The sequence below is a fragment of the Fictibacillus sp. Mic-4 genome (assembly GCF_049843615.1).
Lineage (GTDB): Bacteria > Bacillota > Bacilli > Bacillales > Fictibacillaceae > Fictibacillus_A > Fictibacillus_A gelatini.
Genome location: NZ_JBBHZM010000002.1, coordinates 59,055 through 84,254, shown reverse-complemented (window position 1 = coordinate 84,254; position 25,200 = coordinate 59,055). Strand labels below are relative to the sequence as shown.

Genomic DNA, 25,200 nt, shown 5'->3' with positions numbered 1-25,200 from the left:
CTCCTTAATACAAATATAACATGCCTTAAACAAAAATTCGTCCGTTAAAAGTTCACAATTTATCTTCAAAAAAGTTCGCGGAAAGTTCGCAAATCCTCCGCAGAAAGTTCGTAAAAAGTATGTGGATAATGAGCGTCATAACTAGTCGAGTACAATTTCACACCATTTTCATTCAATTTTTCTTTAATGTTCCGGAATGATGTAAAATCTCTCGATAAATGTTTTGCACCCTCAACTAGAACAACATCAATGTCATTATTTGAAAGCGTATCTTTAAGTAATTGTTGCAATTGAGGTCTATTATCATCTAAACCACTGAACCCATTATCTACATAAAATTTAATTACATTCCATCCTTTGCTTTTGGCAAAGCTCACCAGTTCGTTAAGTGTCTTACCATCTTCATCATTTCTAACATAAATGGCCGTATTCAAAATCATCTCTCCTTTCATCCTTAACGCCTTTTTAGCCTTATGAATTATCCATATCTTATAAAGAAAGACCGCATAGTTAATGTGCGGTCTTTCTTAGTTTACATATAAAAAGCTCCACGAAAGGATGCTTAGTTTTGTTTTGGTTCAAATAATTTCATTTCATATCGTGGACCAGGAAAACCCTCTTTAAACACCTCGTTAGGTTGCATTACTTCTAAACATATTATTTCATACACGAAACCTAGATTTTCAGCAGATTTCATTAGTCCCTCAAGTTCATCGAAACGCTTAACCCATATTGTTTTAATATATGTCTTTTCCATTTTATATGCCAACCTTTCTCGATGATAAACCGCATTTTCTTAAATAAATTATACTGTTTCGCCCTCTTTTTTGCACCAATGAATTATCCATATCTTATAAAGTGTATAATTCGCCCCATGCCAACCGATCTTTATAAATCAACAGTTTCAGCCAATCTTAAAAACGAATTATACAAAATAAAAATGAAGCGAATTAAAAAAGAGACAAAAAATAAAGAGACTCAAATTTTGAATTTCTTCATCATGCTGTCAAGTGTGTCCTGGTTGATGCCAATGTAGCGTAGAGTGATCTTGGGATCCGCATGGTTAAATATTTCTTGTAATGCTGCGACATCCTTAAATTGTTTGTAGAAATGATATCCATATGTTTTTCGCAATGAATGTGTTCCGATCGATTCTAAACCGAATTCCCGGGCTACTTGATTTAAAATGATGTACGCTGCTCCTCTTGTTATCGGTTTGTTTTTCCCTTTCCGGCTTTTAATTAAGAATTCATTTTTAGGTTTATCTTGAATATAATCACGCAGTGCTTTCTTCAATTCACTGGTCATCTTTATTCGTTTATGTTTCCGGGTTTTCTTTTCTCTGATCGTAATATACCAACCTTCAACGTCCCTTACCCTTAAGTTTAAAATATCGGAAATGCGTAATCCAGTATTGATCCCAAGAAGGAACAAAATATAATTCCGTTCATTTTGCTCCTTCAAATATGCTTTAATTTCGGCAACAATTTCTTTATCGCGAATAGGTTCAACGAGGTTCATGCACTTTTCACCCCGTTTCTTTTCTTGTAAACTTCGATTTTTAATGCAAAAGCCAGGCGCAGCATCCCTTTTTCTTTGATGTCGTAAAATTTGGTTTTCCCCACGCCTAGTTCAGCCCAAATATCCGGGTCATAGCCAATGTATTCTTCCATATATCGTTTCACAATAATGAACCGTTCATCCGGTTTAAGTGAATTCACAGCAGCATGAATGTTCCCCATAAAATCGTTTCTTGCCTTCTCATATTCCAACCGTTCAATGGAAGCTTCCTCCGTTGAACTGTGGAAGGCATTAGTGTTCGTAGGAGGAAGCAAAGAATATGAAGGAGTGATTTTAGGGAAAAAATCGCTTGGCAATGTCAATAAATACTCACGGTACTTTTCTAAAATGCGTTCAACTGCTTTACGAGTCGCTTTAACATTAATTTCAGGCACATTAAAATTTATTTGTTTTTTCATATTCTGTGTTCCCCCTTTTTTCTATCGTTGGCGGAAAGCGCCGCCTCGTCCACGTTCATATCTCGGGCGTCGAATTCCCATGAGTTCCTCAAAATCACGTCGTGTTAATGCTTTATCCTTCTTTTCCTTTTTTGTTTGACTTGTGGCATATTTTGCTTCTTCCATTGTTTCAGCTGATCCTTTAAACTATTCTTCATGTACAAACCTCCATTTATAAAAATAAAAGAGAACACCAATCATGGCAGGAAAAATTCCTGCTTTGATCAGTGCCCTCGGTTTTTCCGTTAGGCTGATTTTATTAAGTTTATCGTTTTTATCCGGAATCCAACGTTAAATATTTTTCTCGTATGTGACTATATATCCATTTTTAACTTCGTATACACCGTAACCTCTAGCACACATAGAACCGCCATGTTCTAACATTTCTGCCTCCGATTCATACTTAAATGTAATAAACTCTTTGACAATTCGCCTAATTTTTCTTAACATGTTTTCGCCTCCACTTACTTCGCATTTTGGTTCAAATCTACCTGTATTCATACCTTCCTTTTCACCTTTGTTTCAAACCGATCGACCTTGCCGCCAAGCGTGACGATCACCGTCTCACCATATTGAGGGAGTTCCTGTTCAATCAAGGCACCATCCTTCACAACATAACAAACATTGTTTCGCATCAAATCTATTTCCGCTGTCATCATTTTTTCTTTATTCACCGGTACCGCCCCCTAGTGTATAATCAAATTAGGGAGAGCCGGAGACGATCCGGCTTTGTTTATTTTAAAAAAATCGGTCAATACTGTTTTTACTTCCACAAACTCCGCCAGGGGATCAGAGCCCTGGCAGCTTCTTTAGCCTCGAAATCCGAATATCTCTCACACCTTTATGCGATCCAACCACTAGCGTGTTCCGATCAATGTAATGAAAGGCGTAATAAAAATCAGAAACAAACTCATTCACACTGAATAACAAAAGGGAATCTACCATACCGCAGTAACGCAGATAATATCCCTTTCCCATTTCAAAACTAGTCCTTTTCTTATCCCCTAACTTTGAAACAAATTCCCCTGGATAAAGTGTACCGTCACCTAATTCAACGGGAACCGGCTGTATCCCATCTATCACCCGGGCATACATTGCGCCGTACTTGAAAAAGACCTTTGGATTTCCGTCAAGAATATCGAAAATGTCTAACTGGCTCATGACTTCCTCGCCCTCCATTCACTTAAATGACTTTCCATCCCTTTCTTTTTCGGCTGTTCAATTCATGTTTCTGCAACGGCTCATAAAGGAAGACTTTCTGCCCTTCCTCAAGTCGAAAGAGCAGATACCATTTCCGGCGGGCCATTATTCATTCGCCCTTTTTTCCAAAAGACTGTAATAGTAGTTTGTAAGTTTTTCATCCGACCAGTCTTTAAAACAAGATGGCCCATATCCAGTCATGGCATAAAGCCATTCGATCATCGATTCTCGTTCTTCATTACTCAATGTTTGTCACCCCCAAGTTTCAAAGGCGTATTAATCGACTCAATAATTTTTTGCAAAGTGGTCTCGCCAATGCCTTTCACTTCTTGCAACTTTTCAATTTTGGCGATAAAAACAGCCATGCAGCGTTTTCGCTCGTATTCTCTACCGGCATTAAAGGCTTTCCAGTATTCCGGAGTGAAAGATTGCATCAATAACCACTCTCCTGCCTCCTATGATTCACTGCATTCTTTTTCATGTACGCTGCTTCGATTTGCTCCCAGCTAAAGCCGAGCATTTCACCGAGGCCTAGTAGTGCATTGATAAACCTTTGCCATTTCCCCGATAAAATTCCAGACGAAAGGAAAAATAAGTAACTAAATTGTTCATGAACGTTTACACGTTTTTCAAGAGCAATTCCTCTACAAAGGTCATCAATATAAAGGTCACCATTTTCAATATAAAGCTCTAACCCAATAGAAAGGGTGAAATGGATACAATCCACGTACTCTTCTAGGAGTGGGTTTTTGTAGACCGTTTTATCAATTCTTGAAGCTTGACGGTCAAGTTCTTTTAACCGTGGCTCCCGATTATGGCTCCAAAACTTAAACCTACGCCATTCATTGGCAAGTTCACCGAGTTCTACTTGCAGTGCGAGATTCTTATCAGGTAAAAGATTCTGCCCCTCTAACCCGTGTTCTTTGATAATATGGTCGTCCAATTCCTGTTGCATTTCGAACAGTTTTTTAAGGTTCACTTTGCCATCCCCTTCCTCTCCAGTTCACGCAGCCGTTTTTTCTGCCGACCGATCCGGTCTGCTTGCTGTATTCGTGTTTTCTCCAGGCGTTCAATTTCCTCAAGAAGCATAAGCACAATTTCATTGTTATGGTGCTTTGCTCGAAGAGCTTTGATTTCATTTTTGGTCATTCTGCCCATCCTTCCCTCATAGCCATTTCCTCGAAAGCTTTGTCGAAGGCTTCTTTTTCTTCGTTGGCCAGCTGCAACCGTAGCTCACAATTGGCTAAATTTTTCCTTAACTTCTCTCGTTCAAGTTTCAATTCCGCAATCCGTTCGTTTAACCCCTGCTCATATACCCTCCACATGGTTAGCGCTCCTTTACTTGTTATCTTCAAGTAAATCAATAAGCCTGCTAAGATACCACCCTGCTTTGTGTAAATCTTCCACTCCGTTCTTATGCCGATAACGGGACGTGTATTTCAAAATGTTGCCTAGCAAATAGCCTTCAAATTGTTCTTTCGTTAACTTCGCCTTCATAATATCGATTGTCTCGATGCCTCCAACCTTGTAATGATCAGGGTTGATGCTGTCCAATATTTATCCCTCCTATTAGTTCTTTAACAACTCACGAGCACGGTATAAGAAATGATGATATATGTAGTTCCCTGATGTAACCGGCGAAATAAAAACCGTTGAAAAATTGTACCGTGCTTCAAATGTTTTTAAACTTCCAAGCAAAGCCTTAGGGTCATACCTGCTTCGGTAATTTCCGTTCAAAATTTTCTGGTACCCTTCCAGGTCTTCCACAAGGAGGACGAAGGGATGGCGAGATCCTCTTATCAATTCATTTTCGAAACGTGTACGATCTTTGATGCTTTCCACAAGCTCATCCACTCCGTTTTTACGTTCCAGGCAAGCATTCAAATGTAGATCACGAGGGATACCAAATTCGTTGTTTTTGGGAATGAAAGCTGAATAATCACCGAATATTCACAACGGCAAGCATGAAAAGTACAATCTTGAATATATCGTTGTATGTTTCCTTTTTTGTCAACCCAAGCAATAAAACCTCCTCCGCCCCCGGGAAAACCTTTTCGATGCCACCCCATGACCTTTTCAGCGATCAGTGCATCGAGTTCTTTTCCTGCTTTCAAAACACCACATCCCCTTCCCGATGCAAATTGATATATCGATATTCATCCTCAAGCTCGGAAAGAGTTAATTCATAAAGTTGCCTCCCGTCTGGATGTTCGAAAACCCCACAGCTGATCAATTCACGAATGATCATTTCTTTTCTCTGCTCGACCGCCCGGCGTAAAATGTTCGGCGAATTTATCATCAAGCCGTTTCCCCTGCCTTTTCAGGATAATGTTCCTCTAAAAATTTACGGCACCATTCTTCCCAGGCTTTCGCTGCCTCTTTAACTTTTTTCGGATCCGTTTCCGGCTGAAAAAGATACATTCCATATCCAAGTGAATCTGGCATTAGGAAGACACCGCCTTTTTCAAATGTCGTTTACGGTAATCTTTTGCATTGATAACAACCGGTTCGGTATCTTGCATCAACCGTGAAAAAATTCGTTTAAGATCTTTCTTCGCCTCAAATTCCTGCGAACTGAGATTGGTTGTAAAGACATTGTGCTTTCCACTACGCTGATCAAAAACTTCAAAAAGCTTCTGCATGGCCCATCCTTCATTTGTGCTTTCCGCGCCGATATCATCGAAGACCACTAAATCGGCCAATTCAATGTGCCGGATAACATCAAGCTCTGTTTGCTCCGAATTCTTGTTGTATGTAGACCTGATTTTTGTCAGGAGTTTAGGAGTTGAGATAAAAATTACGCTGTAGCCTTTATCACGGATCGCTTTGGCAATTGATACGGCCAAATGGCTTTTTCCGTTTCCGAAAGTTCCTTGAAAAAGTAAGTTTTTCGGCTCCTCTAACTTAAATGTTTTGACATATTCCGTAGCTTTGAAATAGGCTGCGGAAAGGGACTGATTTTGTTCAGGCGTATTTTCAGGTAAATCCCTCCGGAAGCTGCCGAAAGTCGCTTCTTTCAATTTGGGATTAATTAAACTGTGAAGGTCGAAAATTTTGGTAACTTTCCGCTTGGCTTGCTCCCTGTTGTCCTGGCGAATTTTCTCTAGGATCTTCAAATCCTCACATCTGCAATTTTTTTTGTATTGCATCAGCTGCCCTTTTTGCGGGCCGCCAAGAATCGGTGTTTCAATCAGTTCTACAACTTGTCCGCATTCGCATTCAAAAGTATCGAGTACCTTAAAAGCCATAGTGATATTCCCCATCACTTTGCTGACTGATTGCATTCACAATTTCCTCCCTTGCATTTTTATTTATTAAGACCAGAAGCTTTCGCCGCGCTTCATGAATATCCGTATTTCGCAAGATACCGAGCGTATATTGTTCTTTTTTGTCGTCATGGTGAATACAATGTTGTAACATGGCGAAGTGAAGCTGATCCGTGTTGTATTTCTGGAATTTCTCCCAAAGTGTCGCCAAAACATTGGCTGAAATTTTGCAAGTGCTTCTTGTCAGGCGAATGGTATTAAAATATCTAACCACAATCTTTTTAGTTAGGGATAAGGGGTTGACTTTCTCTGCAAAGTCAACAAAGGACTCGATTTCCGTTTCAGACGTTAAATTTAACAAACGTCCGGGTAAGTCTTTTAAATAATGTTTTATGTTGTTTATATTGCTGTTTATAATGATGTTATTAAATGATGTTATAGTATTGTTAACCTGTTTGTTATTCTGATTGTTGTTCTCTTTGTCATTCTGTTTGTTATTCTCTTTGTTAATAGCTATTTTAGAATCGCCTTCACCCGTTGGTGCAAAAGGGATTTCAGCTTCATCCTGTTTGTTAATCCATTTGTTATCCTGTTTGTTACCCTCTTTGTTATCTTCATTGTTATTCTCTTTGTTCATTTTTCGGTAATTTTCGAGTGATTGTAAATTGTTGTAATCGGTGATTGTCACCTTAATCCCTCTTTTTTGACTTAAGGTTTCAGTTGAAATGTAACCGTGTTTTTCAAGCCGATTAATGGCTCCCCTGATCACTCCATATGGCCAACCAGTTTCTTCACAAAGAGAGGAAATAGAGATAACAAGTTGCCCTCTTTTACAGACCGAATTCGATTCAAAATTAGCTCCACACATAAAAAATTGATAAATCATTTGATCACGAACATTTTTAAAGGACAGCCGGGGCTGGATCACAAACCCCATTGCCCTTAATTCATTTTCCATTACCCCGATCTCTCCCTTTATCAGTTTTTAAGCCTGCAATGTTCTTTTTGCACCAGTCCAGCGATGTATGAGAAGCAGTTGATTATGTAGACTCTTGCTGACCAACCAGTTTTCAGGATTTAGTCCCATTTCCTTAATAAGAGCTTTTTGCTTTCGAGTTGGATTTTTTCCGTTTTTCATGAACCTACTCCTCCTTCATTTCCAGTTCGCCTGAATGTGAGAACTCAAAAATTTCACTTTCACAAACCGGGCAAAACTTTGGTTCTTCCGCATCTTCCACAGCAAAGCATTGGTCACAACAATCGCATACATAAACGTCCATGATGAGCCCAGCCATGATATTTCACCTTCTTTGCTATGAATCTTAAATTCTGGTAAACTTGACTTATGAATATATTGAAATGTAACTCGCCTTCTACCCCAGGCGGGTTATTTTTTCGTCAAAAACACCTACGGTATTGATTTGTCCTTTCATAAGCCTCGTGTACATTACTTTTGCATCCTTCAATGATCGCTTAAGGTTCTTTGCTGTTTTGTTAAAACCAATAACCGGCACATGGTTGACCAGGTAATATTTTTCAGCAATCGACCACTCCCCCTTCTTTGGTTCGTATTCGTCTTCCAACAGCAATTTTGACAGCTTTTTAGCTTGCTCTAGATGATCAGATGTGGGATCCTCTCGATGTTGATCAAGCAGCATGCAAATCTGTAGGCGGATAGCTTGCTTCTCTTTTTTGGTCATAATTTCACCTTCTTTCCGGTGCTTAACTTAGTCGCACCATCAGAACCAGGAACAAATTGGGGGAGAAATGGGGAGCTATCGTTCCTGATCCTGATGCAGGGACCAAGTAGTCCATGCTAAGAGAGGGAATAAATTAGTTACCTAGTGCTAATTCGTGGAAAAAATTATCAAATTCTTCATTAACAATTTTTCTAACTCTTGTTTCAAAATATGATTCAGCCTCTGTTGCAGCAGGGGTTGAATCTAACAATGCTGCTATTTTCTTTTCCAATTCAGCAACACGTTTTTCTAATTCAAATGCTTTTTTCTCGAGATCCACTTTCTCTTCTCCTTTCAATAGCCTGTCTCATCAGTGCCGGGAGGCTATCCCCGGTCAGACCGGGATAAATCCCGGTTTCGACATAGTTTGCAATTATGTGGAGGGAATTGTACAATTGTATTAGTTACTTTGGTTCTGCAGTAAGCCGTCTGGATCACGCGCTTGCTGCTTTTTTTAATGGATTGTTTTTTTGTTGGAACTCAACTTTTTTCTCTTTAATCCATTGAGCAAGTTCAAAATAAATCTTTGCCGTTTCTTTTCGCTGATTCATGAAATGAAACCATCCATACTTTCTTAAAGCCATCGTGACGTATTCCATTTCCATACCGTCCATTTCAAGTGTCCCATTCGATTTGAGTACTCTCCCAAAGGCAATGTCAAACAGGCGCTTTTTCCAACCTTCAATTTGGTAACTGTAAGCCCTCATTGCAGTTTTAATCAATCCCAATTCAGCCGGTAACAAATGGATTTTTGCTGCTTGTCTAATTTCCATAGCTTGTCCATCCCTTTCTTTTTTTTATCATTCTTCTTGCGACCAACGACACACACCACGACTGACAAATTTCTCTAAAGGAAAATCGGTATTCCCTGCAAAGAATTGAAATCAAGTTGATTATGGTACATGCCGCGTCTAATAACTGCTTAATAACTGTTTTCATTTCTTCCCGTTCCTCTTTCGTCTGAATATGTATGGGCTTTGTGAAAGAGGCTTGTCCCAGTCGGTCGAGGGCCATTTGTGTTTCCCTCGTAACTAATTCTTTCATTGCAGCCGGGTGACGATCGACAAAATCTCCATCGAGAACCGGCAACCCGACACCGCCTGTTGCTTCCAACCATTGTTCAAGATACAAGTCGGGATAGTCAACGATTTGACTGACTACAGATCGCATATCTTCCGGAATCGGCCGGCTTTCATTTGTCCAGGCGGAAACACTTTTCACGGAATAATGCGTGGCCTTAGCTAATTCTTGTTGCTTCATTTTCTGATAGTGCAGGCCTTCCTTTAACGCTTGGCCTATACTCAATGTGTTCTTCCTCCTCTTTTGTACGTTTTTCAATGATTGCTTGTAGATTGGGGATGCTATCCCGTTCTAGTTCTTTTTGATACGTAACAATAGCAAGCCGAACCACTGACGGATAGTTAAAGAATTCCTCTGAATCTTGAATTGTTTTCAATTGCTCAACTTCAACATGTGCTTTTTCAAGGGCTTCTTTCCAGTAATCCAATGAAATTGATCCCACTTTCTTCCCCTCCAATTTGTAGAATTGGTTAACATTTTTCTACACATCCGCATGATATAATTTAATTGGTAATTGCTACCGTACGGACGATGGTACATACAGATTAGCGAAATTATTGATTAGAATTTTGAGTAGCCATTGCTTCTTCATTGATGCGGATTTTTTGTTCGTCGGAAAGTGAATTCCATAGGGCCCAACCTGCCATAGTATACTCGCGAAGGACTTTTTTTCTTTCTTCTTCCGTCTGGTTTTCAGGCTGATAAATGTGAACTCGGGTTTTACCCATGTTAATGGTTTGGATGTATTTGTAACCTTCCATGTTGGAATCACCTCGATCTATCTTATGAGGTAATTCCTGTTGGACTGCCCTGTTAAGTGTTTTCATTTATTGCACCTCCCTTTTATGGGTAATTAATATTGTGTACTCAACTACACACATTCTTTAAAAAAAATAAATCATCAAATTTTTTGTCCGGGAATGCACTGAGAGCTCCGATAATTAAACTTTCTCCTGGAGAACAATATTCGCTATGGTTCTCAGGTAATTTAGCTCTCCAAAGTCTGCTTCGTGAAATACCCATATGTTTTGCTAGTTCTGTATCGTTCCAACCTTTTTCGCTTTGTAATTTTTCTAGAACATCAACACGAAGTTTAATTTTTACCAATTTATTCACCTCGATTACTTCCTGGTTGTTTTTATTGTTTCGTTCTCTACACAACAAAGTATACATCAACTGTGTAGTTAGCGCAACACATTTTTTAAAAAATTTGTTGTTGAATACACATCCTAATTGTTTCATCAACGCAACACGTCTGATAAAATAAAAATATAAATTTAAACTAGGTGGTTTACAAATTTATGGATCTAAAACAATTTGGTCTTTATTTTGCAGAATTAAGGGAAAAAAGTGGCTATGAAAGTCAAAGACAACTTTCAATAGTATCAGGTGTAAGTAATGGGACTATAGCCAGAATTGAAGATGGTACCCAAAAACCAAAACCATCTACTTTAAAAAAGCTTTCAAAACATCTTAAGAATGTTACGTATAAAGAATTAATGGAAGCAGCGGGGTATATTGAAAGCAATTCGGATCCAGAAGAAGAATACGATTTTAGAAAAGATGAAAGTATTTCAAGAGAAGCAAAAGAACTTATTGAACAATTATTATCGCTTCCATATGAAAAGCAAAAAGAGCTTGCCGATATGGCTTTGACTATCGCGGAGGGTATTAAGGCAAAAGAAAAGAAAAAATAAAACCGTTCCTCTTTTTATGCAGAGGTTACGGTTTTTTTTTAATTTGATTTAGAAACATTTCTGCCTCGATTCCTTTTGAAGTATGTAAAATTAATTGGATAGCATCTGCAAGTTCTTTTGTCACTTTGATTTTTTCTGTCTTTGCCATCGAAATGACTTCCCCTCTCACGTCCACATTGTAAGAACAAGAACACTTGTTCTTGTATGTGATTATATTTTATACCTAACTCTGGCAATTCTCAACTCATTTTTCCGGATGGAAAATTATAGATTTTTTTTCAATTTGAATACCATTCTAAAAAATGAAACCCCCATAAAACGACTCAAGCGACAGATCCATTAAGGATTTGTCGCTTGAAAGGTAATATATTTTAGCCCCCGGTTCCGGGGTCAACTGGATGATATTGAACTGTAACACCTGAGTATGACGATTTGCTTGGTGCACTTGATGTGTTTGGTGAATATAAAGACAATGCCATTACTCCAACAATAAGTAGTGACATTATTTGATTTTTAAGTTTTAGCATGGTATTGCCTCCTTTAAAACTTCCAATTCTTTAAGAGGTAGTTGAGCATAAAAATGATCATGCCATTCTTTTGTAAAAATTTCATAAGACTTTTTTAAAAGGTTAACATTTTTGGTTGCTTTTCCTTTGTAAAAGCAAATAAACGGATCATTATTATCAAAATCCTTGATTAATTCCAATCCTATTTTGGGGTTTCCGCATGAGATGTAATTATGTGCTAATTCCATTTTATCATCAGTTTGGGTGTATGTCTCCCCCCAAACTGAATAAATAAAGGGAATATTCTTTTTTTCAATCAAATCAGCTATCATGTTTCGATTAATTGATCTAAATATTTCGATTGATTTTTTTACATAATTTACAGATGTTTCGCGGTTAACAAAACAATAAGTCATACCAAGACGATGATAGGCTGAAGCTAACATATACTTGTTTTCAACGTTTTGAATAAGTTCAATTGTTACCTTGCGTGCTTCATTTAGGTTGTTTTGTTTCCAGTACCTCTGAGATAACAATTCATTTAAACGTACTTTAAATGAATATTTGAGGTACTTTTCTTTTTTTCCCAATTTGTTTACATCAATAGTATCGTAAAGCTTTTCCACCATGTCATATTCGTTAAGATCACCATAAACATTCATTTGAAAAATGGTACATAAACACTTAACACTTTCCTGTTTGGATTTTTCTTTAATCATTCCTGCTTTATTTAGAAGCCGCGAAAGTTCCCTTTTTCGTTCCAATTCATTTTCGGATTTTATTTCAGATCTTTCAAGTAACAGTGAATATATTTCATTGAATTCAAGATCCCGATAGTCTCTTGATTTTTTTCTCATAGAAATTAGAGATCGTAACTCATCTCTTTCCCAGTTCATCCAAAGCCATTCATAGGCCGCTCTTATATTTTCCGGCTTTGTAATTTTTTTATAATAATCAAAAATCAGCTCTTTACGAGTATCTAAATTGGGGAATAACCAATTAATTATTAAAATTACATTGCCAAAATTATGCTCTTTTGTCTTTTGAGACAATAGCCTGCTCATAAAAGAATTCGATAAACCATTTGCTATTGCCACATCGCTAGGAGTTAAATTTTTTTCGATAATGGTTCTTTGAATCTGGTCTATAACGAATCCCAATTAGTACGCCCCCTAATTATATTCATCATTTTACCCTTCCAGTCAATTTATTACATAATCTTAACTTTAATTATAAACTATTAACATTATTGATACATTGGGAAAATCGAGTTAAATACCCCCAAATAACATGCTGGAATTAACCTCATTTTTCCCAAGAAGAATATTTAGTGTTGAACTTTAACATCAATGTCTGTTTTAATTAATAATGTGTATTAACTTAGAAAAAAAGGGGATTTATTTATGGAAAGAGTCTGTATGTACTTAAGAAAATCTCGTGCTGATCTTGAAGCTGAAGCACGAGGCGAAGGCGAAACTCTTGCCAAACACAGAAAAGCATTATTAAAAATCGCTAAAGAAAAAAATATAAATGTCGTTAAAATCCGTGAAGAAATTGTTTCAGGTGAAAGCCTTGCATTTAGGCCGCAAATGTTAGAATTACTTCAGGAAGTTGAGCAAGGTAAATATGACGCTGTCCTTTGCATGGATATGGATCGTCTCGGACGCGGTAACATGAAAGAACAAGGTTTAATCTTAGAGACCTTTCAAATGACGAATACAAAAATTATAACGCCACGAAAAACATATGATCTTAACGATGAATGGGACGAGGAATACAGCGAATTCGAAGCTTTTATGGCGCGTAAAGAACTAAAAATAATAAACCGTCGTCTGCAGGGCGGCAGGATCCGATCCGTGGAAGAAGGAAATTATATCGGAACCCGCCCTCCTTATGGTTATAATATACACAAAGATAGTAAGGAGCGCTATCTAGTTCCACACCCGGAACAAGCGCCAGTCGTAAAAATGATCTTTGAATGGTATACACATGATGACCCTAAACAGCGTATGGGATCTAGTAAAATCGCAAACAAATTAAATGAATTGGGGTATCGGACTTACTCTGGTATTGAGTGGAAACCGTCTTCTGTTTTGACCATTTTAAAAAATGCAGTTTATATCGGACGGTTACAGTGGAAAAAGAAAGAACGTAAAAAGTCAACAGATCCAAATAAAAATCGTGATACCCGTACAAGACCAAAAGCTGAATGGATTGATGTAAAGGGAAAACATAAACCACTCGTTAGTGCAGACACCTATTACAAAGCACAGGAAATTCTAAAAGAAAAGTACCATGTTCCCTATCAGCTTGAAAACGGCATAACGAATCCACTTGCTGGCCTTATTAGATGTGGTCATTGCGGTGCATCAATGATTCTCAGACCCTATACTGATCAGAAACCACATATAAAGTGCTATAACGATTTTTGTCAAAGTAAAAGCAGCCGATTTGAATATGTTGAAGGAAAGCTAATTGCAGGGCTTCAATTGACTCTTGATCAATTTAAAGCTCAGTGGAGACAAAATGAAATGCCTAAAAACGATAATAAAAACGTGATTACATTAAAAGAAAATGCAGTTAAATCTCTTGAAAAAGAAAAGTCTGATCTAGAAAAACAAATAGGAAATTTGCACGACTTATTAGAAAAAGGGATATATGATGTAGATACGTATCTGGAACGATCTAAAACGCTTGCAGATCGATTAAACAAAGTGAAGTTTTCATTATCAACAGCGAAAAAAGAACTCGAAGAAGAATTAAACCGTGAAACAGCACAAAAAAATATCATCCCGAAACTTGAGAATGTACTCAAAATTTACAACGAAACAGATGAGCCACAAATAAAAAACAACCTTCTCAAATCGGTGCTTGAGAAGGCCGTTTATAAAAAAGAAAAAATCCAACGTGATGATGACTTTGATTTATCCTTATATATCAAGGCTTCAACGTACACAGATAAACAGTAAGTGTTAATGAAATTACCTTAATTGATGTCTTAAAGGCAGAGACCGAAGATGTTGTCGATACAATCGAATTGAAAATGCAAAAAAAGAAGATTTACGATTACATCCATGTTCTGGATGAGCGGGAGAAAGAAGTCATTATCGGACGGTTTGGCCTGGATTTGCAAAAAGAAAAAACGCAAAGGGAAATTGCTAAGCAACTCGGGATTTCTAGAAGTTATGTGTCGCGGATTGAAAAAAAGGCGTTAATGAAATTGTTTCATGAGTTTTATCGAAAGCAGCAATATAACGAACATGCTTAAAAAAGGCTATTGTTTTTGACAATGACCTTTTTTCGGCAGCTTTTATCAAAATAATGATTAATATTTTAAAAATCCGGGTAAAGAAGAAAAAGTACACATAAAGGAGGTCGCCTCATATGCAGGAAGCTTTACTTTATGGATTGAGCATTATCTTAATGATATTTTTTATGTATGAGTGCATTGCCGAATCATAAGCCTCTTCATGATTGAAGAGGTTTTCTTTTTATAAAACAACCGGCGGCTGAATCGTTCAGCTTCCGGTTGTTTATTGATATTTCTTTAATTTGTTTTTCAGCTTTCGTTCGACAAGGAACATGATTATGCTAAAGATGAGTACAACAAACGAAGATGCGCCAAGTACGATCGATCCCCCTATTTCCTTCCCGTCAAAAGGAATAACGAGTCCAAGATAAAGGATAACGGAAAGGGCCAAAAGGATAAATCCAAATCGGCGGAAATCGGCTATTTTCGCTTTTAATGCTTGTCTTGTTTTTGCTTCCATGCTCTTAACCTCCTACTCTACCACTACGATAACATAAATCGTCCCGTTTGCCGTCAAGTAAATACTGTCAAAATAAAGCTCCCTTATTCTTTAACGAATAAGGGAGCCGGCATTAATTTAAAGCATTAGTTAAATCTTCGATTAAATCATCCACGTCTTCTATTCCGACCGAGATCCTTATTAGTCCATCTGTAATGCCAAGTTCTTCCCTGCGCTCTTTTGGAATAGATGCATGGGTCATTTTTGCCGGAACGGAAATTAAGCTTTCAACTGCCCCGAGGCTTTCAGCCAAAGTAAAATAGCGTACTTTCTTTAGAACTTCTGCCGCTTTCTCTTCACTTCCGACATCAAATGAGACCATCCCTCCGAAACCGTCGGCCTGGCATTTCGCTATTTTATGCTGCGGATGACTTTCAAGTCCCGGATAGTAAACTTTTTTAACAGATGGATGTTGCACGAGAAATTTAACAATTTTTTTCGTATTTTCTTCATGTGCTTCCATGCGTAAACCGAGCGTTTTCAATCCTCTAATTAGCAACCAGGAATCTTGAGGACCAAGAATGCCTCCCGTTGAATTTTGAATAAAATGCAAGTCTTCTCCGAGATCAGCGTTGTTTACAACGACAAGACCTGCGACAACATCGCTATGGCCCCCGATATACTTCGTTGCGGAATGGAGAACGATGTCAGCACCTAATGAAAGCGGATTTTGCCAGTAAGGGGTATTAAACGTATTATCAACGATCAATAATAGATCCCGCTCGTTGGCTAATTTCGCTACCGCCTTAATGTCCGTTACCTTTAATAACGGGTTTGTCGGCGTTTCGATATATAACGCTTTTGTATTTGGCTTAATCGCCCGCTCTATCTCGCTTAAATCGGTTGTATCGACAAACGTTGAATCGATCCCCAGCCGATTCAATACTTTTGTCATCACACGATACGTACCACCATATACGTCATCAGTCAAAACAACATGGTCACCTGAATTAAAAAGCATCATGACAGCTGTTATAGCTGCCATTCCGGATCCGAAAGCAAATCCTCGTTTTCCTTCTTCTAAATCGGCAATTAATTCTTCTAACGCAAAACGGGTAGGATTCCCTGTTCGTGAATATTCATAGCCGCGATGAACTCCGATTTCCTCTTGTTTATACGTACTTACTTGATAAATCGGTACAGAAACGGCACCTGTATGAGAATCTCCGTCAATTCCACCGTGAATTAATTTTGTTTTTCGTTTCATATTAAATGCCCCCTTCGTATATTTTTTTGCTTAAGTATCGTTCACTGCCATCAGGAAAAATCGTAACGATAGTTGATCCGATGGGTGCATTTTCCGCTTCGATCAATGCGGCGTGAAAAGCAGCGCCAGATGAACTGCCTACAAGCAATCCTTCTTTTTCAGCAAGCTCTTTCACCCGTTGAAAAGCATGGCTGTCAGAAATGGTATGAATGGAATCAAAATAAGCTGGATCCATATATTCCGGCAAAAACTCCATTCCAATTCCTTCGGTTTTGTGCGGTCCGGACTTGCCGCCATTTAAGATTGATCCTTCCGGCTCGACAATAACTGTTTTTACTCTCGGATTTTTTTCTTTTAAAAAGCTGGCACAACCCATAAATGTGCCGCCAGTTCCGGCACCGGCAACAAAAATATCCACTTTTCCTTGTAGATCCCTCCAAATTTCAGGCCCAAGCGTTTTGTAATACGCGAGGGGATTGGCGGGATTGGAAAACTGTGCGGGTGAGTATGATCCGGGAATTTCGGCCAGCAGCTCATTTGTTTTTTCAATGGCACCCTTCATTCCTAACTCAGTCGGCGTATGGACAATTTGTGCACCTAATGCTTTCATCAATGCTTGCTTTTCACTGCTAAATTTTTCGGGGATAACAAAAATGACTGAAATATTTTTATTAATGGCGCAAAGTGCAAGTCCAATTCCTGTATTTCCCGCAGTCGGTTCAATAATCGTTCCGCCGGGTTTCAGTTTTCCAGTCCGCATTGCATCCTCTATTAATTCTTTTCCTAATCGATCCTTCACGCTGCCGCCCGGATTTAAATACTCCAATTTCGCAAAAAGACGGACACTGTTTGGCAAGTTAAATTGAGTAATTTCTAAGAGCGGTGTATTTCCGATGACGTCATGTATGCTTTTGTATACCGTCATAAAAACGACTCCTTATGGAAGGTCCAAAAAGCGGGCCTGGGACCCTGGTTTTTCGAACCGATAAATTAGTCTGCAAAAATTTTTGTCCATTCGTTTTTCCTTGAAAGCATTTTTCGGGCGATATCTTTTGCGCCTTCCAGGCTATGACTTGCCGCCCACCCGCATTGTACTTCATTGCATGCAGGGACTTCATCAGCTTCAAGTACATCATTCAATGTTTTTTCGAGCACTTCTAATATCTCTTCATAATTGTCATGATTGATAACCGATAAATAAAATCCTGTCTGGCACCCCATTGGGCTTATATCAACAACAGTAGAGTGATGGTTGCGAATATTTTCGGCCATTAAATGTTCCAATGAGTGAAGAGCCGGCATTTCCATATGCTCTTTGTTCGGCTGGCAAAAACGAATATCGTATTTATGAATGATATCGCCGTTTTTCCCTTCCGTTATCCCGGCGAGCCTAACATAAGGCGCCGCTACTTTTGTGTGATCTAAATTAAAACTTTCTACATTCATTTTTTTAACCATGCTTCTTCAACTCCTCTATCATTAATAGTACGAGCTCAGCCGAATGTTTGGAGGCCGTTTCTAAAAATTGGTCGTAAGATAATCTAGCATCGACTCCGGCAATGTCGGAAAGCGACCTGATGATCACAAATGGCAAGTTGAACTGGTAACATACCTGTGCGATCGCAGCCGATTCCATTTCCGCTGCGTACAAGTCGTTAAATTTTGTCCGGATAAATTCCACTCGCTCGTGATCGCTCATAAACGAGTCTCCTGAGGCGATGAGTCCTTTTACGACTTGAATACCGCTAACCTTTTCGCCGCTTTTTTTGGCAATATCAATCAATAAGCGATCAGGCTTATAATAAGCAGGCATTTGCGGCACCTGGCCATATTCATAGCCAAAAATCGTTGCATCGACATCATGATGACGGACTTCTGTCGAGATGACAACATCCCCAACATTTAATTCTTTATGAAATCCTCCTGCGGAACCAGTATTAATAATGTAGTCTGGACGATACAATTGAATCAGCAAGGTGGTTCCAATCGCCGCATTCACCTTGCCGATTCCGGATTTAAGCAAAACGATATCGATCCCGTTAATTTGCCCTGCATAAAACTCACAACCGGCCAATTGCCTTTCCTCTTTGTTTTGTAGTTGATCGCGAAGTATGATTACTTCTTCTTCCATTGCGCCAATAATACCGATTCTCATCATTACACTCCATTTACGTTATTTTTTTACGGCCTCCATTAACCAGACATATACATTCAATTTTTTAAATGAAACGTCAAATCCGTTTTTTGTAAAGAGGTCATGCAATATATCAATGGTTGTATAATATTCCGTTTTAAGGTCGTTCAACAAATTGTAATACCCTTGCCGTTTAACCATTTCATGACGCTCCTGTCTGTCTTGTTCATGAAGAAAAGCCGTATCTGCAAATACAATTTTACCATTTTCATTTAAAAGCTGGCTATATAATTGGAGGGCTTGATCCTTTTCTTCATCTGTTAAATGATGAAAAGCATATGTGCTTACAATCGAATCTACTTTTTCCGGCAGAGCAGGGAATTGTAAAAAATCCCCGTCAAAAAAAGAAATCTGCGGAAAGCGGGCTTTCGCTTTTTCCCTCATTGCTTTTGATGGCTCAATGCCATATACGGTCCTTCCAAACGAAAGCAGCTTTTCGGTGAGGTTTCCTGTCCCGACGCCAAACTCAACAACGGTCCCAATTGATTTAGATGCTACCGTCGTTAAAATATCATCATAACGATCAAACACTTCTCTATATTCTTTATCGTGGCCTGTAACGGATAAGTCATACGAATCCGCCCACTCATCAAACATATCGATAAATTCTCTGCCCATGATGTCCATCTCCAGTATAATTAATATTATAATTCCTATCAATATACTATGTTTTAATCGTTTACAGGTTACAAGATAACATAGATTTCTTATTATTTCAAGAATGAAATAAACCTGCCAAATTGAGGCAGGTTTATTGTAAAGGTTCAACGCTTGTTGGCTGCCAACCTTTTTCAGGCACCCATTGAAGCATAATCGTATATTTTTTTGATGGATCCGATTTGGACTTTACACGTCCTAACGATTTATCGGGACCCCCTCCGTTCCCAAGCCATAATATGGTCATGTCACTTTCGGAAATTCCCGAAGCATAAGATAATGCTTTCGTCATTTCCTTCCAGTCTTCGGAATTCATATCGTATGATTTCGTATGCGGCTCTTTTTGCGAAGTGCCGATAGGTTCCCACGGTCCCTCGGGTCCTCCTCCTTTTACTTCATCTTTCGACTTTTCCTTTTCATCTTTCGACTTTTTATCATCGGTCGACTTGTCACTCTTTTCCTCTTTCTTCTTTCCTTCATCTACGACGAAATCATCTTTGCTTTTATCCTTCTCGCGAGGTGAAGTAGCCGTTGTGACATTTTTATGACTGTTATCTGTCGCGGAATCATTATTTCCACCCAGAAAAATGCTGGTACCTACAATAAGAATTAAGATGACCACAATTCCAATCGCTATATTTAACATCCGATTTTGTTTCCGTTTTTCATGCCGTGATTGGTATCGTAGTTTGTTTGCCATATGGATAGCTACCCCCTTCAATTTGCTACCCCAATTTTAACACGATACATCCTTTCAACAAAATATTTTGCGGACATTGTGATTTCTTAGAAAGATCCCTGCACTACTTACTGTCACTTTTATATAGTTCAGTCACGATTTGGGAGAATGCTTTAATCGTTCGGTTTTCCGTTTTTTGATCGAGATCAACGACAACTAAAGCATACTTTGGGCGATCGAACGGAAAATATCCGGCAAACCATTTATTATTTTTTGAATTACCTTTGCCTTTTTCCGCCGTCCCGGATTTACCCGCAACAGCATAAGGAAGACCATTCAGTGCCATACCTGTCCCTTTAGAATGGGTAACGACAAGGCGGAGAAGTTCCTGAAGCTTCATCGCTGTATAGTTTGAAATCGTTTCTTTGTACAATTGATGGGAAGGGAAACTCGCCAATGTTGAGCCATTTTTATAACGAATGGACGTTACAGCTCGTACTTCTTTACCTTTACCTCCCCTGGCGATGGTCGCCATCATATTAGCGATGGCAAGCGGGCTCACTTGAACGTTCAGCTGGCCAATCGCTGTTTGGCTGACAGCGAGCGGGATCGTTTTATCTCTTTTCCTTTTCCATACGACTCCTTTCTCTTCTTCAGGAAATTGGCGAAAATGCTCAAAGTGGTAAATATCACCCGTCCATCCGGATATCCCTAACAATCCGAGCCGCTTCGCATAATTTTCAATAACGTTTTGTTTCTTTAAAATCAACTCGTTCGCCAATATGCCGAATGTCGCGTTGCAACTTTGGGCAAAGCTTTCATTGAACGATAGCCTGCCCGCTGGAATTCGCGCCTTTTTTTGATCGATTCCAAGATCACAATTAAACGTCCGCCAAGATGAAACTGTGTCATTTTCAATTGCGGCGGCGGCTGTTACAATCTTAAAGATAGAGCCTGGTGAATGCCTTCGTAACATTTCGTTTGCGCTTAAACCATCGGTTACAGGGCGGCTTACCATCCCAAGTAATTCACTTGTTGCCACATCAAGCAGAACAGCCCCACCATTCGAATCCGTTGTTGGTCAATCGCCTTTTCTAAAATTTGCTGCTTTCTTTTGTCAATGGTCGTTTGAACAGTAACCGGGTAATACGGGTTAGCCTGTGCAGCATATTTCACATCAAGCCCGAATAATGGCCCACCTGCTCTATCAACATGGTAAATCAGTTTCGTTTCCCCTTCAGAAAGCAAAAAAGGATCAAATGCTTTTTGCAAACCTGTCTTCCCTATTTTCGTGTTTATGGCAATGTCTCCTTTTTCTAGTCTTTCAGGATACATTTTGCGAATATAATCCGGATCTTCCCCTGTGACCCCGAGGAGATGATTGGCAAATGGGGCTGATTTTTTTCTGGCGATATATTGTGCATAAACACCAGGTATTTTCAAATCATTCACCTGTTCCATTTGCTGTTCTGTTAACTGACAATCTAAAATAAACGGCCGATCTTTTGTTTTCAATGACTGTGTTAAAAAGGACGGACGAATACGTAATATTTCAGCTATTTTATCAATCGGCCAATGCTTATTTTGCAAAAACGGAAATAAAACGATCGCAGGCTTCATTTCAGCAGATATAAGTAAGCCATTACGATCAACAAACTGTCCTCTCCCATCGTTAATCGTTAACGAATGAGTCCTTTGTTTCACGCTTTCAGCTATTAAATTGATTTGATGTTTAGAAAATGACTCGGTAGAAATGAGTTGAATTTGCATAAGCCTCGCAATCAACAAGGACATGCAGCATAAAAAAATGACCCCTAATAGGATTAGACGTTTTTGAATATTCACCCGACCACCTCTTTTTACTATTGTGGTCGAATACCATTCGGTTAAAACAAAAAATAGCAGCTTCACAAATCGTGAAACTGCTATTTTTGTTATTTCACTTCTAAAATCCTTACGAGAATTTCCCCGCCAGGCGTTTGAACAGCTACTTCATCACCAATCTTTTTCCCCAATAAACTTTTTGCCATTGGGGAATCGTTTGAAATCTTCCCTTCAAAAGGATCGGCTTCGGCGCTTCCGACGATCATGTACGTTTCTTCTTCGCCATCAGGAAGTTCAACAAATTTAACGGATTTACCAATCGTAACGGTATCCGGCGCTTCCTGCGAATCTTCTATGATCACGCTATTGCGAATCATCTTTTCCAATTGAACGATCCTTGATTCAACGAAAGCTTGTTCATCTTTCGCTGCATCATATTCAGAGTTCTCCGAAAGATCACCGAAACTGCGAGCTACTTTAATGCGTTCAACAACTTCTTTACGCTTTTCGGTTTTTAAATATTCAAGTTCTTTTTCTAACTTCTCTTTACCTTCTAATGTCATGTAGTGTTTTTTTTCCTCTGCCATCGGCGTATTCACTCCTTCGATAATTGAATGTCCTTGATTACTATATATTTTTCAAACGGTTAGATATGTATAGCAATCCTTTAAAAATAAAGCGGTTACACGGGAATTGCTTTACTATATGGGAAAAAATGAGGCAACATTCACCTCATTTTTCCCAAAATCGCCTTTTCTTCCAATATGGTTCGAATTTTCGTTACCATCAGGTCGATAGCGACACGATTTTGTCCACCTTCAGGGATAATGATATCAGCATAACGTTTTGTAGGTTCAATAAATTGATTATGCATCGGACGAACTACGGATATATATTGGTCAATTACCGATTCCAGGGTTCGCCCGCGATCCCTGATGTCTCTAACCATTCTACGTATTATACGCACATCTGCGTCAGTATCGACAAATACCTTTATATCCATTAAGTTGCGTAACCGCTCGTCTTCCAGTATTAAAATTCCTTCTAAAATGATGACGTCTTTCGGTTCAACTGGAATAATTTTATCACTTCTTGTGTGAACTGTATAGTCATATACTGGCTTTTCGATGGTTTTATATTCCAAAAGGCGGTTAATTTGCTCAATAAGCAAATCATTATCAAACGCAAGAGGATGATCGTAATTCGTTTTTAATCTCTCTTCCATCGTTTTTTCGGATTGATCTTTATAGTAGGAATCTTGTTCAATGATCAAGATCGACTGATCCGAAAACTGGCGGTAAATTTCTTTTGCTACCGTCGTTTTTCCTGAACCCGAGCCGCCAGCTACTCCGATTATAATTGGTTTTCTTGCCATTTATCTTCTCCTTCCAGCCCTGGCCTCAGGTCTAATCTGCTTTTTCTTTTTTAATGCTGATTGCCATTCCGTCTCCTACAGGCAGTATTGTTGTCACAAATCCGGGATGCTTCATTATAAAATCATTATAATTTCGGATTTTTTTCACAAGGGAGCGCATTCGTCTGCTTTCCAGATTTTCATCATTGGCTACATACCCTTTAAACAGGACATTGTCGGAAACGATGACTCCCTTATCCCCAAGTGCATTACCATAATTTTCAAAATAACGTTCATATTGTCCTTTGGCCGCATCAATAAAAATAAAATCGAACGGTCCTTTTTCGGCTACTTCATCCACTAGATCGGTTGCATCACCATATAATACTTCGATCCTTCCATCTAAGCCTGCCTTTTTAATATTGGCAAGCGCAAGGTCATACCGTTCTTCATCCCGTTCGATCGTCCAAATGATGGAGTCCGGCAAGCAGAGAGCCATTCGAATGGCAGAATAGCCAATGGCTGTTCCGACTTCAAGAATTTTTTTTGGTTGATATAAACGAAGCACCTGTAACAAAGCTTCGATTCCGACAATATCCATAATCGGAACACCATTATTTTTCGCATACTCTTCCATCTCTTCAATAAGAGCTCCCCTTTTCGGGATCAACTGTTCAATATAACGTTCTACATCTGTTTTGACCATAGGAAGCCTCCTCTTTCTGAGATACGTACCATTTTGTTTCTATGTTAGCTTTTCCTTGCGATCTTGTCCCATTCATGGTGATATTTTTTATACACTTCATCATGTTCTTTTAACGTTTTTGTATAAATTACTTCACCGTTCGGTCTTGCATAGAAGAAAAGGTAATCTGATTTCGTCGGGTGCAGCGCCGCCTTAATGGATTCTTCTCCCGGGGAAGCGATAGGACCGACAGGCAGACCTTTATATTTATACGTGTTATATGGCGAATTAATTTTCAAATCTTTATAATACACTTTCACATTGAATTTTTTCATTGCATACTTAACAGTAGGATCTGATTCGAGCTTCATTCCTTTGGCTAATCGGTTATAAAACACACCCGAAATTTTGGCGCGATCTTCCGGCCGTTGCGATTCTTCTTCAATAAGCGAAGCCAGTGTAAGAATGGTAAACGTCGATTTTTTGCTTTGCTCAAAATCAGCACCATATTCATTTATGACATCATTTGTTTTCTTCACCATTTTTTCGATGATTTTTTTTGGATCTGCGCCTTTCGCGTCAATCTCATAGGTAGCCGGGAATAAATATCCTTCTAAAGGATAGTATAGTTTTTTATTGAAAATTTCCTTTCCAAGTACCGGATATTTCGCTTTTAAGTCTTTTAAAAACGTTTCATCATTCATTATTTTTAAAATATCGTTCTTATTTTTTCCTGTTGCTTTACTAATCGCTTCAGCCGTTTGCGGGACTGTAAATCCTTCAGGGATCGTCACCTTTCTTTGCTTTTTAAGATGTTTCCCATCTTTTAATGCGGCAATAATTTGATCGGCGTCCATTGATCGGTTCAGTTCATAAACCCCTGCTTTAAAGCCGCTTTCTTCTTTATAAAGGATATAGTAACGGAAAAGCGTGCTGCTTTCAATTAAGTTTTTTTCCTTAAGAAGGTGCCCGATATCCTGGGTTGACGAACCAATTGGAATTTCAACTGTAACCGGCTTTTTATTGCCAGGATCAACTGGACCAAGTTCATTTTTTATATAAATCGATCCGGCGATACATAAAAGGATAATGACCCCGATAATCGCTACAAATACGAATAGCAAGATCTTCCAAACAGGTCGTTTCTTTTGGATTTTAGCAGAGTTAAAAGAGTCGCCTTGAACCACCATATTCTCCCCTTTCATTCTGCTTTATTATACTATAAGTCGGTAACATGTCTAGTTTTATAAGAAAAAATCGAAAAATGTCAGAAGAATACAGGATC

General features: G+C 38.7%; 46 protein-coding genes, 1 other RNA gene and 1 pseudogene. 3 read left to right on the top strand and 45 right to left on the bottom strand.

Features of this window, described 5'->3' with window-relative positions; all coding sequences use genetic code 11:
* Positions 1-65 precede the first annotated feature (65 nt).
* The 29 genes from WD019_RS03080 to WD019_RS02940 all read right to left on the bottom strand — a co-directional run bounded on the left by WD019_RS03080 (position 66) and on the right by WD019_RS02940 (position 10,419).
* Positions 66-434, bottom strand: coding sequence for a recombinase family protein (locus WD019_RS03080; RefSeq protein ID WP_425710629.1), 369 nt, complete (start codon positions 432-434; stop codon positions 66-68).
* Positions 435-562: 128 nt separating this feature from the next.
* Positions 563-757: a hypothetical protein gene (locus tag WD019_RS03075; RefSeq protein WP_425710628.1), complete on the bottom strand. Its 195-nt coding sequence runs from the start codon at positions 755-757 to the stop codon at positions 563-565.
* Positions 758-978: 221 nt separating this feature from the next.
* Positions 979-1,521 (bottom strand): site-specific integrase, encoded by a 543-nt coding sequence (locus WD019_RS03070; RefSeq protein WP_425710627.1) that lies wholly within the window; start codon positions 1,519-1,521, stop codon positions 979-981.
* On the bottom strand, positions 1,518-1,979 hold the full coding sequence (locus WD019_RS03065; RefSeq protein ID WP_425710626.1) for an ArpU family phage packaging/lysis transcriptional regulator: 462 nt from the start codon (positions 1,977-1,979) through the stop codon (positions 1,518-1,520). The genes WD019_RS03070 and WD019_RS03065 overlap by 4 nt, the downstream gene beginning before the upstream one ends.
* Before the next feature lie 330 nt (positions 1,980-2,309).
* Entirely contained in the window at positions 2,310-2,519 is a 210-nt protein-coding gene (locus tag WD019_RS03060; protein ID WP_425710625.1) for a hypothetical protein, read from the bottom strand.
* The gene (locus tag WD019_RS03055) at positions 2,516-2,692 is read right to left on the bottom strand and encodes a DUF3954 domain-containing protein (protein ID WP_425710624.1); all 177 of its coding nucleotides are present in this window, start codon (positions 2,690-2,692) and stop codon (positions 2,516-2,518) included. Before WD019_RS03055 ends, WD019_RS03060 begins: the two co-directional genes overlap by 4 nt.
* A 115-nt stretch (positions 2,693-2,807) precedes the next feature.
* Positions 2,808-3,179 (bottom strand): hypothetical protein, encoded by a 372-nt coding sequence (locus tag WD019_RS03050; protein ID WP_425710623.1) that lies wholly within the window; start codon positions 3,177-3,179, stop codon positions 2,808-2,810.
* A gap of 144 nt (positions 3,180-3,323) precedes the next feature.
* Entirely contained in the window at positions 3,324-3,464 is a 141-nt protein-coding gene (locus WD019_RS03045; RefSeq protein ID WP_425710622.1) for a BH0509 family protein, read from the bottom strand.
* A complete protein-coding gene (locus tag WD019_RS03040; RefSeq protein WP_425710621.1) occupies positions 3,461-3,655 on the bottom strand; it encodes a hypothetical protein in 195 nt (64 codons plus the stop codon). Before WD019_RS03040 ends, WD019_RS03045 begins: the two co-directional genes overlap by 4 nt.
* On the bottom strand, positions 3,652-4,197 hold the full coding sequence (locus WD019_RS03035) for a dUTP diphosphatase (RefSeq protein ID WP_425710620.1): 546 nt from the start codon (positions 4,195-4,197) through the stop codon (positions 3,652-3,654). The genes WD019_RS03040 and WD019_RS03035 overlap by 4 nt, the downstream gene beginning before the upstream one ends.
* Positions 4,194-4,367, bottom strand: coding sequence for a hypothetical protein (locus WD019_RS03030; protein WP_425710619.1), 174 nt, complete (start codon positions 4,365-4,367; stop codon positions 4,194-4,196). The genes WD019_RS03035 and WD019_RS03030 overlap by 4 nt, the downstream gene beginning before the upstream one ends.
* Positions 4,364-4,543, bottom strand: a complete 180-nt coding sequence (locus WD019_RS03025) for a hypothetical protein (protein ID WP_425710618.1) — start codon at positions 4,541-4,543, stop codon at positions 4,364-4,366. Before WD019_RS03025 ends, WD019_RS03030 begins: the two co-directional genes overlap by 4 nt.
* Positions 4,544-4,556: 13 nt before the next feature.
* On the bottom strand, positions 4,557-4,772 hold the full coding sequence (locus WD019_RS03020) for a DUF3310 domain-containing protein (RefSeq protein WP_425710617.1): 216 nt from the start codon (positions 4,770-4,772) through the stop codon (positions 4,557-4,559).
* Between the two features lie 15 nt (positions 4,773-4,787).
* Positions 4,788-5,168, bottom strand: a complete 381-nt coding sequence (locus WD019_RS03015; protein ID WP_425710700.1) for an ERCC4 domain-containing protein — start codon at positions 5,166-5,168, stop codon at positions 4,788-4,790.
* Positions 5,099-5,332, bottom strand: coding sequence for a hypothetical protein (locus WD019_RS03010; RefSeq protein WP_425710616.1), 234 nt, complete (start codon positions 5,330-5,332; stop codon positions 5,099-5,101). The genes WD019_RS03015 and WD019_RS03010 overlap by 70 nt, the downstream gene beginning before the upstream one ends.
* Positions 5,329-5,517 carry a Fur-regulated basic protein FbpA gene (locus WD019_RS03005; protein WP_425710615.1) on the bottom strand — a complete coding sequence of 63 codons (189 nt, stop codon included), beginning with the start codon at positions 5,515-5,517 and terminating at the stop codon, positions 5,329-5,331. The genes WD019_RS03010 and WD019_RS03005 overlap by 4 nt, the downstream gene beginning before the upstream one ends.
* Positions 5,517-5,663 carry a hypothetical protein gene (locus WD019_RS03000; RefSeq protein WP_425710614.1) on the bottom strand — a complete coding sequence of 49 codons (147 nt, stop codon included), beginning with the start codon at positions 5,661-5,663 and terminating at the stop codon, positions 5,517-5,519. Before WD019_RS03000 ends, WD019_RS03005 begins: the two co-directional genes overlap by 1 nt.
* Positions 5,663-6,502 carry an ATP-binding protein gene (locus WD019_RS02995; protein ID WP_425710613.1) on the bottom strand — a complete coding sequence of 280 codons (840 nt, stop codon included), beginning with the start codon at positions 6,500-6,502 and terminating at the stop codon, positions 5,663-5,665. The genes WD019_RS03000 and WD019_RS02995 overlap by 1 nt, the downstream gene beginning before the upstream one ends.
* Complete coding sequence (locus tag WD019_RS02990) at positions 6,456-7,442, bottom strand: hypothetical protein (RefSeq protein ID WP_425710612.1); 987 nt, start codon at positions 7,440-7,442, stop codon at positions 6,456-6,458. The genes WD019_RS02995 and WD019_RS02990 overlap by 47 nt, the downstream gene beginning before the upstream one ends.
* A 27-nt stretch (positions 7,443-7,469) precedes the next feature.
* Positions 7,470-7,622 carry a DUF6906 family protein gene (locus WD019_RS02985; protein ID WP_425710611.1) on the bottom strand — a complete coding sequence of 51 codons (153 nt, stop codon included), beginning with the start codon at positions 7,620-7,622 and terminating at the stop codon, positions 7,470-7,472.
* A gap of 4 nt (positions 7,623-7,626) precedes the next feature.
* Positions 7,627-7,779: a hypothetical protein gene (locus WD019_RS02980; RefSeq protein ID WP_425710610.1), complete on the bottom strand. Its 153-nt coding sequence runs from the start codon at positions 7,777-7,779 to the stop codon at positions 7,627-7,629.
* A 78-nt stretch (positions 7,780-7,857) separates the two neighbouring features.
* Entirely contained in the window at positions 7,858-8,184 is a 327-nt protein-coding gene (locus tag WD019_RS02975; RefSeq protein WP_425710609.1) for a hypothetical protein, read from the bottom strand.
* Positions 8,185-8,317: 133 nt separating this feature from the next.
* Entirely contained in the window at positions 8,318-8,521 is a 204-nt protein-coding gene (locus tag WD019_RS02970) for a hypothetical protein (RefSeq protein WP_425710608.1), read from the bottom strand.
* An RNA gene (locus tag WD019_RS02965) (hammerhead ribozyme type II) lies at positions 8,520-8,586 on the bottom strand. Before WD019_RS02965 ends, WD019_RS02970 begins: the two co-directional genes overlap by 2 nt.
* A 71-nt stretch (positions 8,587-8,657) precedes the next feature.
* The gene (locus WD019_RS02960; RefSeq protein WP_425710607.1) at positions 8,658-8,996 is read right to left on the bottom strand and encodes a hypothetical protein; all 339 of its coding nucleotides are present in this window, start codon (positions 8,994-8,996) and stop codon (positions 8,658-8,660) included.
* Positions 8,986-9,528 carry a hypothetical protein gene (locus WD019_RS02955; protein WP_425710606.1) on the bottom strand — a complete coding sequence of 181 codons (543 nt, stop codon included), beginning with the start codon at positions 9,526-9,528 and terminating at the stop codon, positions 8,986-8,988. Before WD019_RS02955 ends, WD019_RS02960 begins: the two co-directional genes overlap by 11 nt.
* Entirely contained in the window at positions 9,461-9,745 is a 285-nt protein-coding gene (locus WD019_RS02950) for a hypothetical protein (protein ID WP_425710605.1), read from the bottom strand. Before WD019_RS02950 ends, WD019_RS02955 begins: the two co-directional genes overlap by 68 nt.
* 112 nt (positions 9,746-9,857) lie before the next feature.
* On the bottom strand, positions 9,858-10,130 hold the full coding sequence (locus WD019_RS02945) for a hypothetical protein (RefSeq protein WP_425710604.1): 273 nt from the start codon (positions 10,128-10,130) through the stop codon (positions 9,858-9,860).
* A gap of 40 nt (positions 10,131-10,170) precedes the next feature.
* A complete protein-coding gene (locus WD019_RS02940) occupies positions 10,171-10,419 on the bottom strand; it encodes a hypothetical protein (RefSeq protein ID WP_425710603.1) in 249 nt (82 codons plus the stop codon).
* Between the two features lie 185 nt (positions 10,420-10,604).
* On the opposite strand from WD019_RS02940, the gene WD019_RS02935 reads away from it, so the two are divergent.
* Positions 10,605-11,000 (top strand): helix-turn-helix domain-containing protein, encoded by a 396-nt coding sequence (locus WD019_RS02935; RefSeq protein WP_425710602.1) that lies wholly within the window; start codon positions 10,605-10,607, stop codon positions 10,998-11,000.
* Positions 11,001-11,025: 25 nt separating this feature from the next.
* Here the strand turns inward: WD019_RS02935 and WD019_RS02930 are convergent, their stop codons facing one another.
* From WD019_RS02930 to WD019_RS02920, 3 genes are all read right to left on the bottom strand, one after another.
* Entirely contained in the window at positions 11,026-11,148 is a 123-nt protein-coding gene (locus WD019_RS02930; RefSeq protein WP_425710601.1) for a hypothetical protein, read from the bottom strand.
* Positions 11,149-11,371: 223 nt separating this feature from the next.
* Positions 11,372-11,527, bottom strand: a complete 156-nt coding sequence (locus tag WD019_RS02925) for a hypothetical protein (RefSeq protein ID WP_425710600.1) — start codon at positions 11,525-11,527, stop codon at positions 11,372-11,374.
* Positions 11,521-12,666: an AimR family lysis-lysogeny pheromone receptor gene (locus WD019_RS02920; protein ID WP_425710599.1), complete on the bottom strand. Its 1,146-nt coding sequence runs from the start codon at positions 12,664-12,666 to the stop codon at positions 11,521-11,523. The genes WD019_RS02925 and WD019_RS02920 overlap by 7 nt, the downstream gene beginning before the upstream one ends.
* A gap of 243 nt (positions 12,667-12,909) precedes the next feature.
* Between WD019_RS02920 and WD019_RS02915 the strand changes: the two genes are divergently transcribed.
* On the top strand, positions 12,910-14,475 hold the full coding sequence (locus WD019_RS02915) for a recombinase family protein (protein ID WP_425710598.1): 1,566 nt from the start codon (positions 12,910-12,912) through the stop codon (positions 14,473-14,475).
* 5 nt (positions 14,476-14,480) lie between these two features.
* Positions 14,481-14,774, top strand: a pseudogene (locus WD019_RS02910) (sigma-70 family RNA polymerase sigma factor); the annotation flags it as partial.
* Between the two features lie 265 nt (positions 14,775-15,039).
* Here the strand turns inward: WD019_RS02910 and WD019_RS02905 are convergent.
* The 13 genes from WD019_RS02905 to mltG form a co-directional block, all read right to left on the bottom strand.
* Positions 15,040-15,276: a YrhC family protein gene (locus tag WD019_RS02905; RefSeq protein ID WP_051291244.1), complete on the bottom strand. Its 237-nt coding sequence runs from the start codon at positions 15,274-15,276 to the stop codon at positions 15,040-15,042.
* A 112-nt stretch (positions 15,277-15,388) separates the two neighbouring features.
* Positions 15,389-16,522, bottom strand: a complete 1,134-nt coding sequence (locus WD019_RS02900) for a bifunctional cystathionine gamma-lyase/homocysteine desulfhydrase (RefSeq protein ID WP_425710597.1) — start codon at positions 16,520-16,522, stop codon at positions 15,389-15,391.
* 1 nt (position 16,523) lies between these two features.
* Positions 16,524-17,447 carry a PLP-dependent cysteine synthase family protein gene (locus WD019_RS02895; RefSeq protein ID WP_425710596.1) on the bottom strand — a complete coding sequence of 308 codons (924 nt, stop codon included), beginning with the start codon at positions 17,445-17,447 and terminating at the stop codon, positions 16,524-16,526.
* Between the two features lie 65 nt (positions 17,448-17,512).
* A complete protein-coding gene (locus WD019_RS02890) occupies positions 17,513-17,980 on the bottom strand; it encodes an S-ribosylhomocysteine lyase (protein ID WP_026676386.1) in 468 nt (155 codons plus the stop codon).
* Positions 17,973-18,677: a 5'-methylthioadenosine/S-adenosylhomocysteine nucleosidase gene (gene mtnN / locus WD019_RS02885; RefSeq protein ID WP_425710699.1), complete on the bottom strand. Its 705-nt coding sequence runs from the start codon at positions 18,675-18,677 to the stop codon at positions 17,973-17,975. Before mtnN ends, WD019_RS02890 begins: the two co-directional genes overlap by 8 nt.
* Positions 18,678-18,695: 18 nt before the next feature.
* Positions 18,696-19,334 (bottom strand): class I SAM-dependent DNA methyltransferase, encoded by a 639-nt coding sequence (locus WD019_RS02880; protein WP_026676388.1) that lies wholly within the window; start codon positions 19,332-19,334, stop codon positions 18,696-18,698.
* A 133-nt stretch (positions 19,335-19,467) separates the two neighbouring features.
* A complete protein-coding gene (locus tag WD019_RS02875; protein ID WP_425710595.1) occupies positions 19,468-20,073 on the bottom strand; it encodes a YrrS family protein in 606 nt (201 codons plus the stop codon).
* 103 nt (positions 20,074-20,176) lie between these two features.
* Positions 20,177-21,094 (bottom strand): penicillin-binding transpeptidase domain-containing protein, encoded by a 918-nt coding sequence (locus WD019_RS02870; protein WP_425710594.1) that lies wholly within the window; start codon positions 21,092-21,094, stop codon positions 20,177-20,179.
* A complete protein-coding gene (locus WD019_RS02865; protein ID WP_425710593.1) occupies positions 21,064-21,897 on the bottom strand; it encodes a hypothetical protein in 834 nt (277 codons plus the stop codon). The genes WD019_RS02870 and WD019_RS02865 overlap by 31 nt, the downstream gene beginning before the upstream one ends.
* An 89-nt stretch (positions 21,898-21,986) precedes the next feature.
* A complete protein-coding gene (gene greA, locus WD019_RS02860) occupies positions 21,987-22,463 on the bottom strand; it encodes a transcription elongation factor GreA (protein WP_026676391.1) in 477 nt (158 codons plus the stop codon).
* A 140-nt stretch (positions 22,464-22,603) separates the two neighbouring features.
* A complete protein-coding gene (gene udk, locus WD019_RS02855) occupies positions 22,604-23,251 on the bottom strand; it encodes a uridine kinase (RefSeq protein WP_026676392.1) in 648 nt (215 codons plus the stop codon).
* Positions 23,252-23,282: 31 nt separating this feature from the next.
* The gene (locus tag WD019_RS02850; protein ID WP_425710592.1) at positions 23,283-23,936 is read right to left on the bottom strand and encodes an O-methyltransferase; all 654 of its coding nucleotides are present in this window, start codon (positions 23,934-23,936) and stop codon (positions 23,283-23,285) included.
* A 44-nt stretch (positions 23,937-23,980) separates the two neighbouring features.
* Complete coding sequence (gene mltG, locus WD019_RS02845) at positions 23,981-25,105, bottom strand: endolytic transglycosylase MltG (RefSeq protein ID WP_425710591.1); 1,125 nt, start codon at positions 25,103-25,105, stop codon at positions 23,981-23,983.
* Positions 25,106-25,200 lie beyond the last annotated feature (95 nt).

Coding starts and splice junctions, on each gene's coding strand:
- WD019_RS03075 (WP_425710628.1), bottom strand. CDS start 757: ATGGAAAAGACATATATTAAAACAATATGGGTTAAGCGTTTCGATGAA.
- WD019_RS02850 (WP_425710592.1), bottom strand. CDS start 23,936: ATGGTCAAAACAGATGTAGAACGTTATATTGAACAGTTGATCCCGAAA.
- mtnN (WP_425710699.1), bottom strand. CDS start 18,677: ATGAGAATCGGTATTATTGGCGCAATGGAAGAAGAAGTAATCATACTT.
- WD019_RS03005 (WP_425710615.1), bottom strand. CDS start 5,517: ATGATAAATTCGCCGAACATTTTACGCCGGGCGGTCGAGCAGAGAAAA.
- mltG (WP_425710591.1), bottom strand. CDS start 25,105: ATGGTGGTTCAAGGCGACTCTTTTAACTCTGCTAAAATCCAAAAGAAA.
- WD019_RS02985 (WP_425710611.1), bottom strand. CDS start 7,622: ATGAAAAACGGAAAAAATCCAACTCGAAAGCAAAAAGCTCTTATTAAG.
- WD019_RS03050 (WP_425710623.1), bottom strand. CDS start 3,179: ATGAGCCAGTTAGACATTTTCGATATTCTTGACGGAAATCCAAAGGTC.
- WD019_RS03065 (WP_425710626.1), bottom strand. CDS start 1,979: ATGAAAAAACAAATAAATTTTAATGTGCCTGAAATTAATGTTAAAGCG.
- greA (WP_026676391.1), bottom strand. CDS start 22,463: ATGGCAGAGGAAAAAAAACACTACATGACATTAGAAGGTAAAGAGAAG.
- WD019_RS02880 (WP_026676388.1), bottom strand. CDS start 19,334: ATGGGCAGAGAATTTATCGATATGTTTGATGAGTGGGCGGATTCGTAT.
- WD019_RS02895 (WP_425710596.1), bottom strand. CDS start 17,447: ATGACGGTATACAAAAGCATACATGACGTCATCGGAAATACACCGCTC.
- WD019_RS02995 (WP_425710613.1), bottom strand. CDS start 6,502: ATGCAATCAGTCAGCAAAGTGATGGGGAATATCACTATGGCTTTTAAG.
- WD019_RS02905 (WP_051291244.1), bottom strand. CDS start 15,276: ATGGAAGCAAAAACAAGACAAGCATTAAAAGCGAAAATAGCCGATTTC.
- WD019_RS03030 (WP_425710619.1), bottom strand. CDS start 4,367: ATGACCAAAAATGAAATCAAAGCTCTTCGAGCAAAGCACCATAACAAT.
- WD019_RS02890 (WP_026676386.1), bottom strand. CDS start 17,980: ATGGTTAAAAAAATGAATGTAGAAAGTTTTAATTTAGATCACACAAAA.
- WD019_RS03025 (WP_425710618.1), bottom strand. CDS start 4,543: ATGTGGAGGGTATATGAGCAGGGGTTAAACGAACGGATTGCGGAATTG.
- WD019_RS02900 (WP_425710597.1), bottom strand. CDS start 16,522: ATGAAACGAAAAACAAAATTAATTCACGGTGGAATTGACGGAGATTCT.
- WD019_RS02925 (WP_425710600.1), bottom strand. CDS start 11,527: ATGCTAAAACTTAAAAATCAAATAATGTCACTACTTATTGTTGGAGTA.
- WD019_RS02945 (WP_425710604.1), bottom strand. CDS start 10,130: ATGAAAACACTTAACAGGGCAGTCCAACAGGAATTACCTCATAAGATA.
- WD019_RS03070 (WP_425710627.1), bottom strand. CDS start 1,521: ATGAACCTCGTTGAACCTATTCGCGATAAAGAAATTGTTGCCGAAATT.
- WD019_RS02875 (WP_425710595.1), bottom strand. CDS start 20,073: ATGGCAAACAAACTACGATACCAATCACGGCATGAAAAACGGAAACAA.
- WD019_RS02930 (WP_425710601.1), bottom strand. CDS start 11,148: ATGGCAAAGACAGAAAAAATCAAAGTGACAAAAGAACTTGCAGATGCT.
- WD019_RS03060 (WP_425710625.1), bottom strand. CDS start 2,519: ATGAATACAGGTAGATTTGAACCAAAATGCGAAGTAAGTGGAGGCGAA.
- udk (WP_026676392.1), bottom strand. CDS start 23,251: ATGGCAAGAAAACCAATTATAATCGGAGTAGCTGGCGGCTCGGGTTCA.
- WD019_RS02960 (WP_425710607.1), bottom strand. CDS start 8,996: ATGGAAATTAGACAAGCAGCAAAAATCCATTTGTTACCGGCTGAATTG.
- WD019_RS02990 (WP_425710612.1), bottom strand. CDS start 7,442: ATGGAAAATGAATTAAGGGCAATGGGGTTTGTGATCCAGCCCCGGCTG.
- WD019_RS02915 (WP_425710598.1), top strand. CDS start 12,910: ATGGAAAGAGTCTGTATGTACTTAAGAAAATCTCGTGCTGATCTTGAA.
- WD019_RS02980 (WP_425710610.1), bottom strand. CDS start 7,779: ATGGCTGGGCTCATCATGGACGTTTATGTATGCGATTGTTGTGACCAA.
- WD019_RS02935 (WP_425710602.1), top strand. CDS start 10,605: ATGGATCTAAAACAATTTGGTCTTTATTTTGCAGAATTAAGGGAAAAA.
- WD019_RS03000 (WP_425710614.1), bottom strand. CDS start 5,663: ATGCCAGATTCACTTGGATATGGAATGTATCTTTTTCAGCCGGAAACG.
- WD019_RS02975 (WP_425710609.1), bottom strand. CDS start 8,184: ATGACCAAAAAAGAGAAGCAAGCTATCCGCCTACAGATTTGCATGCTG.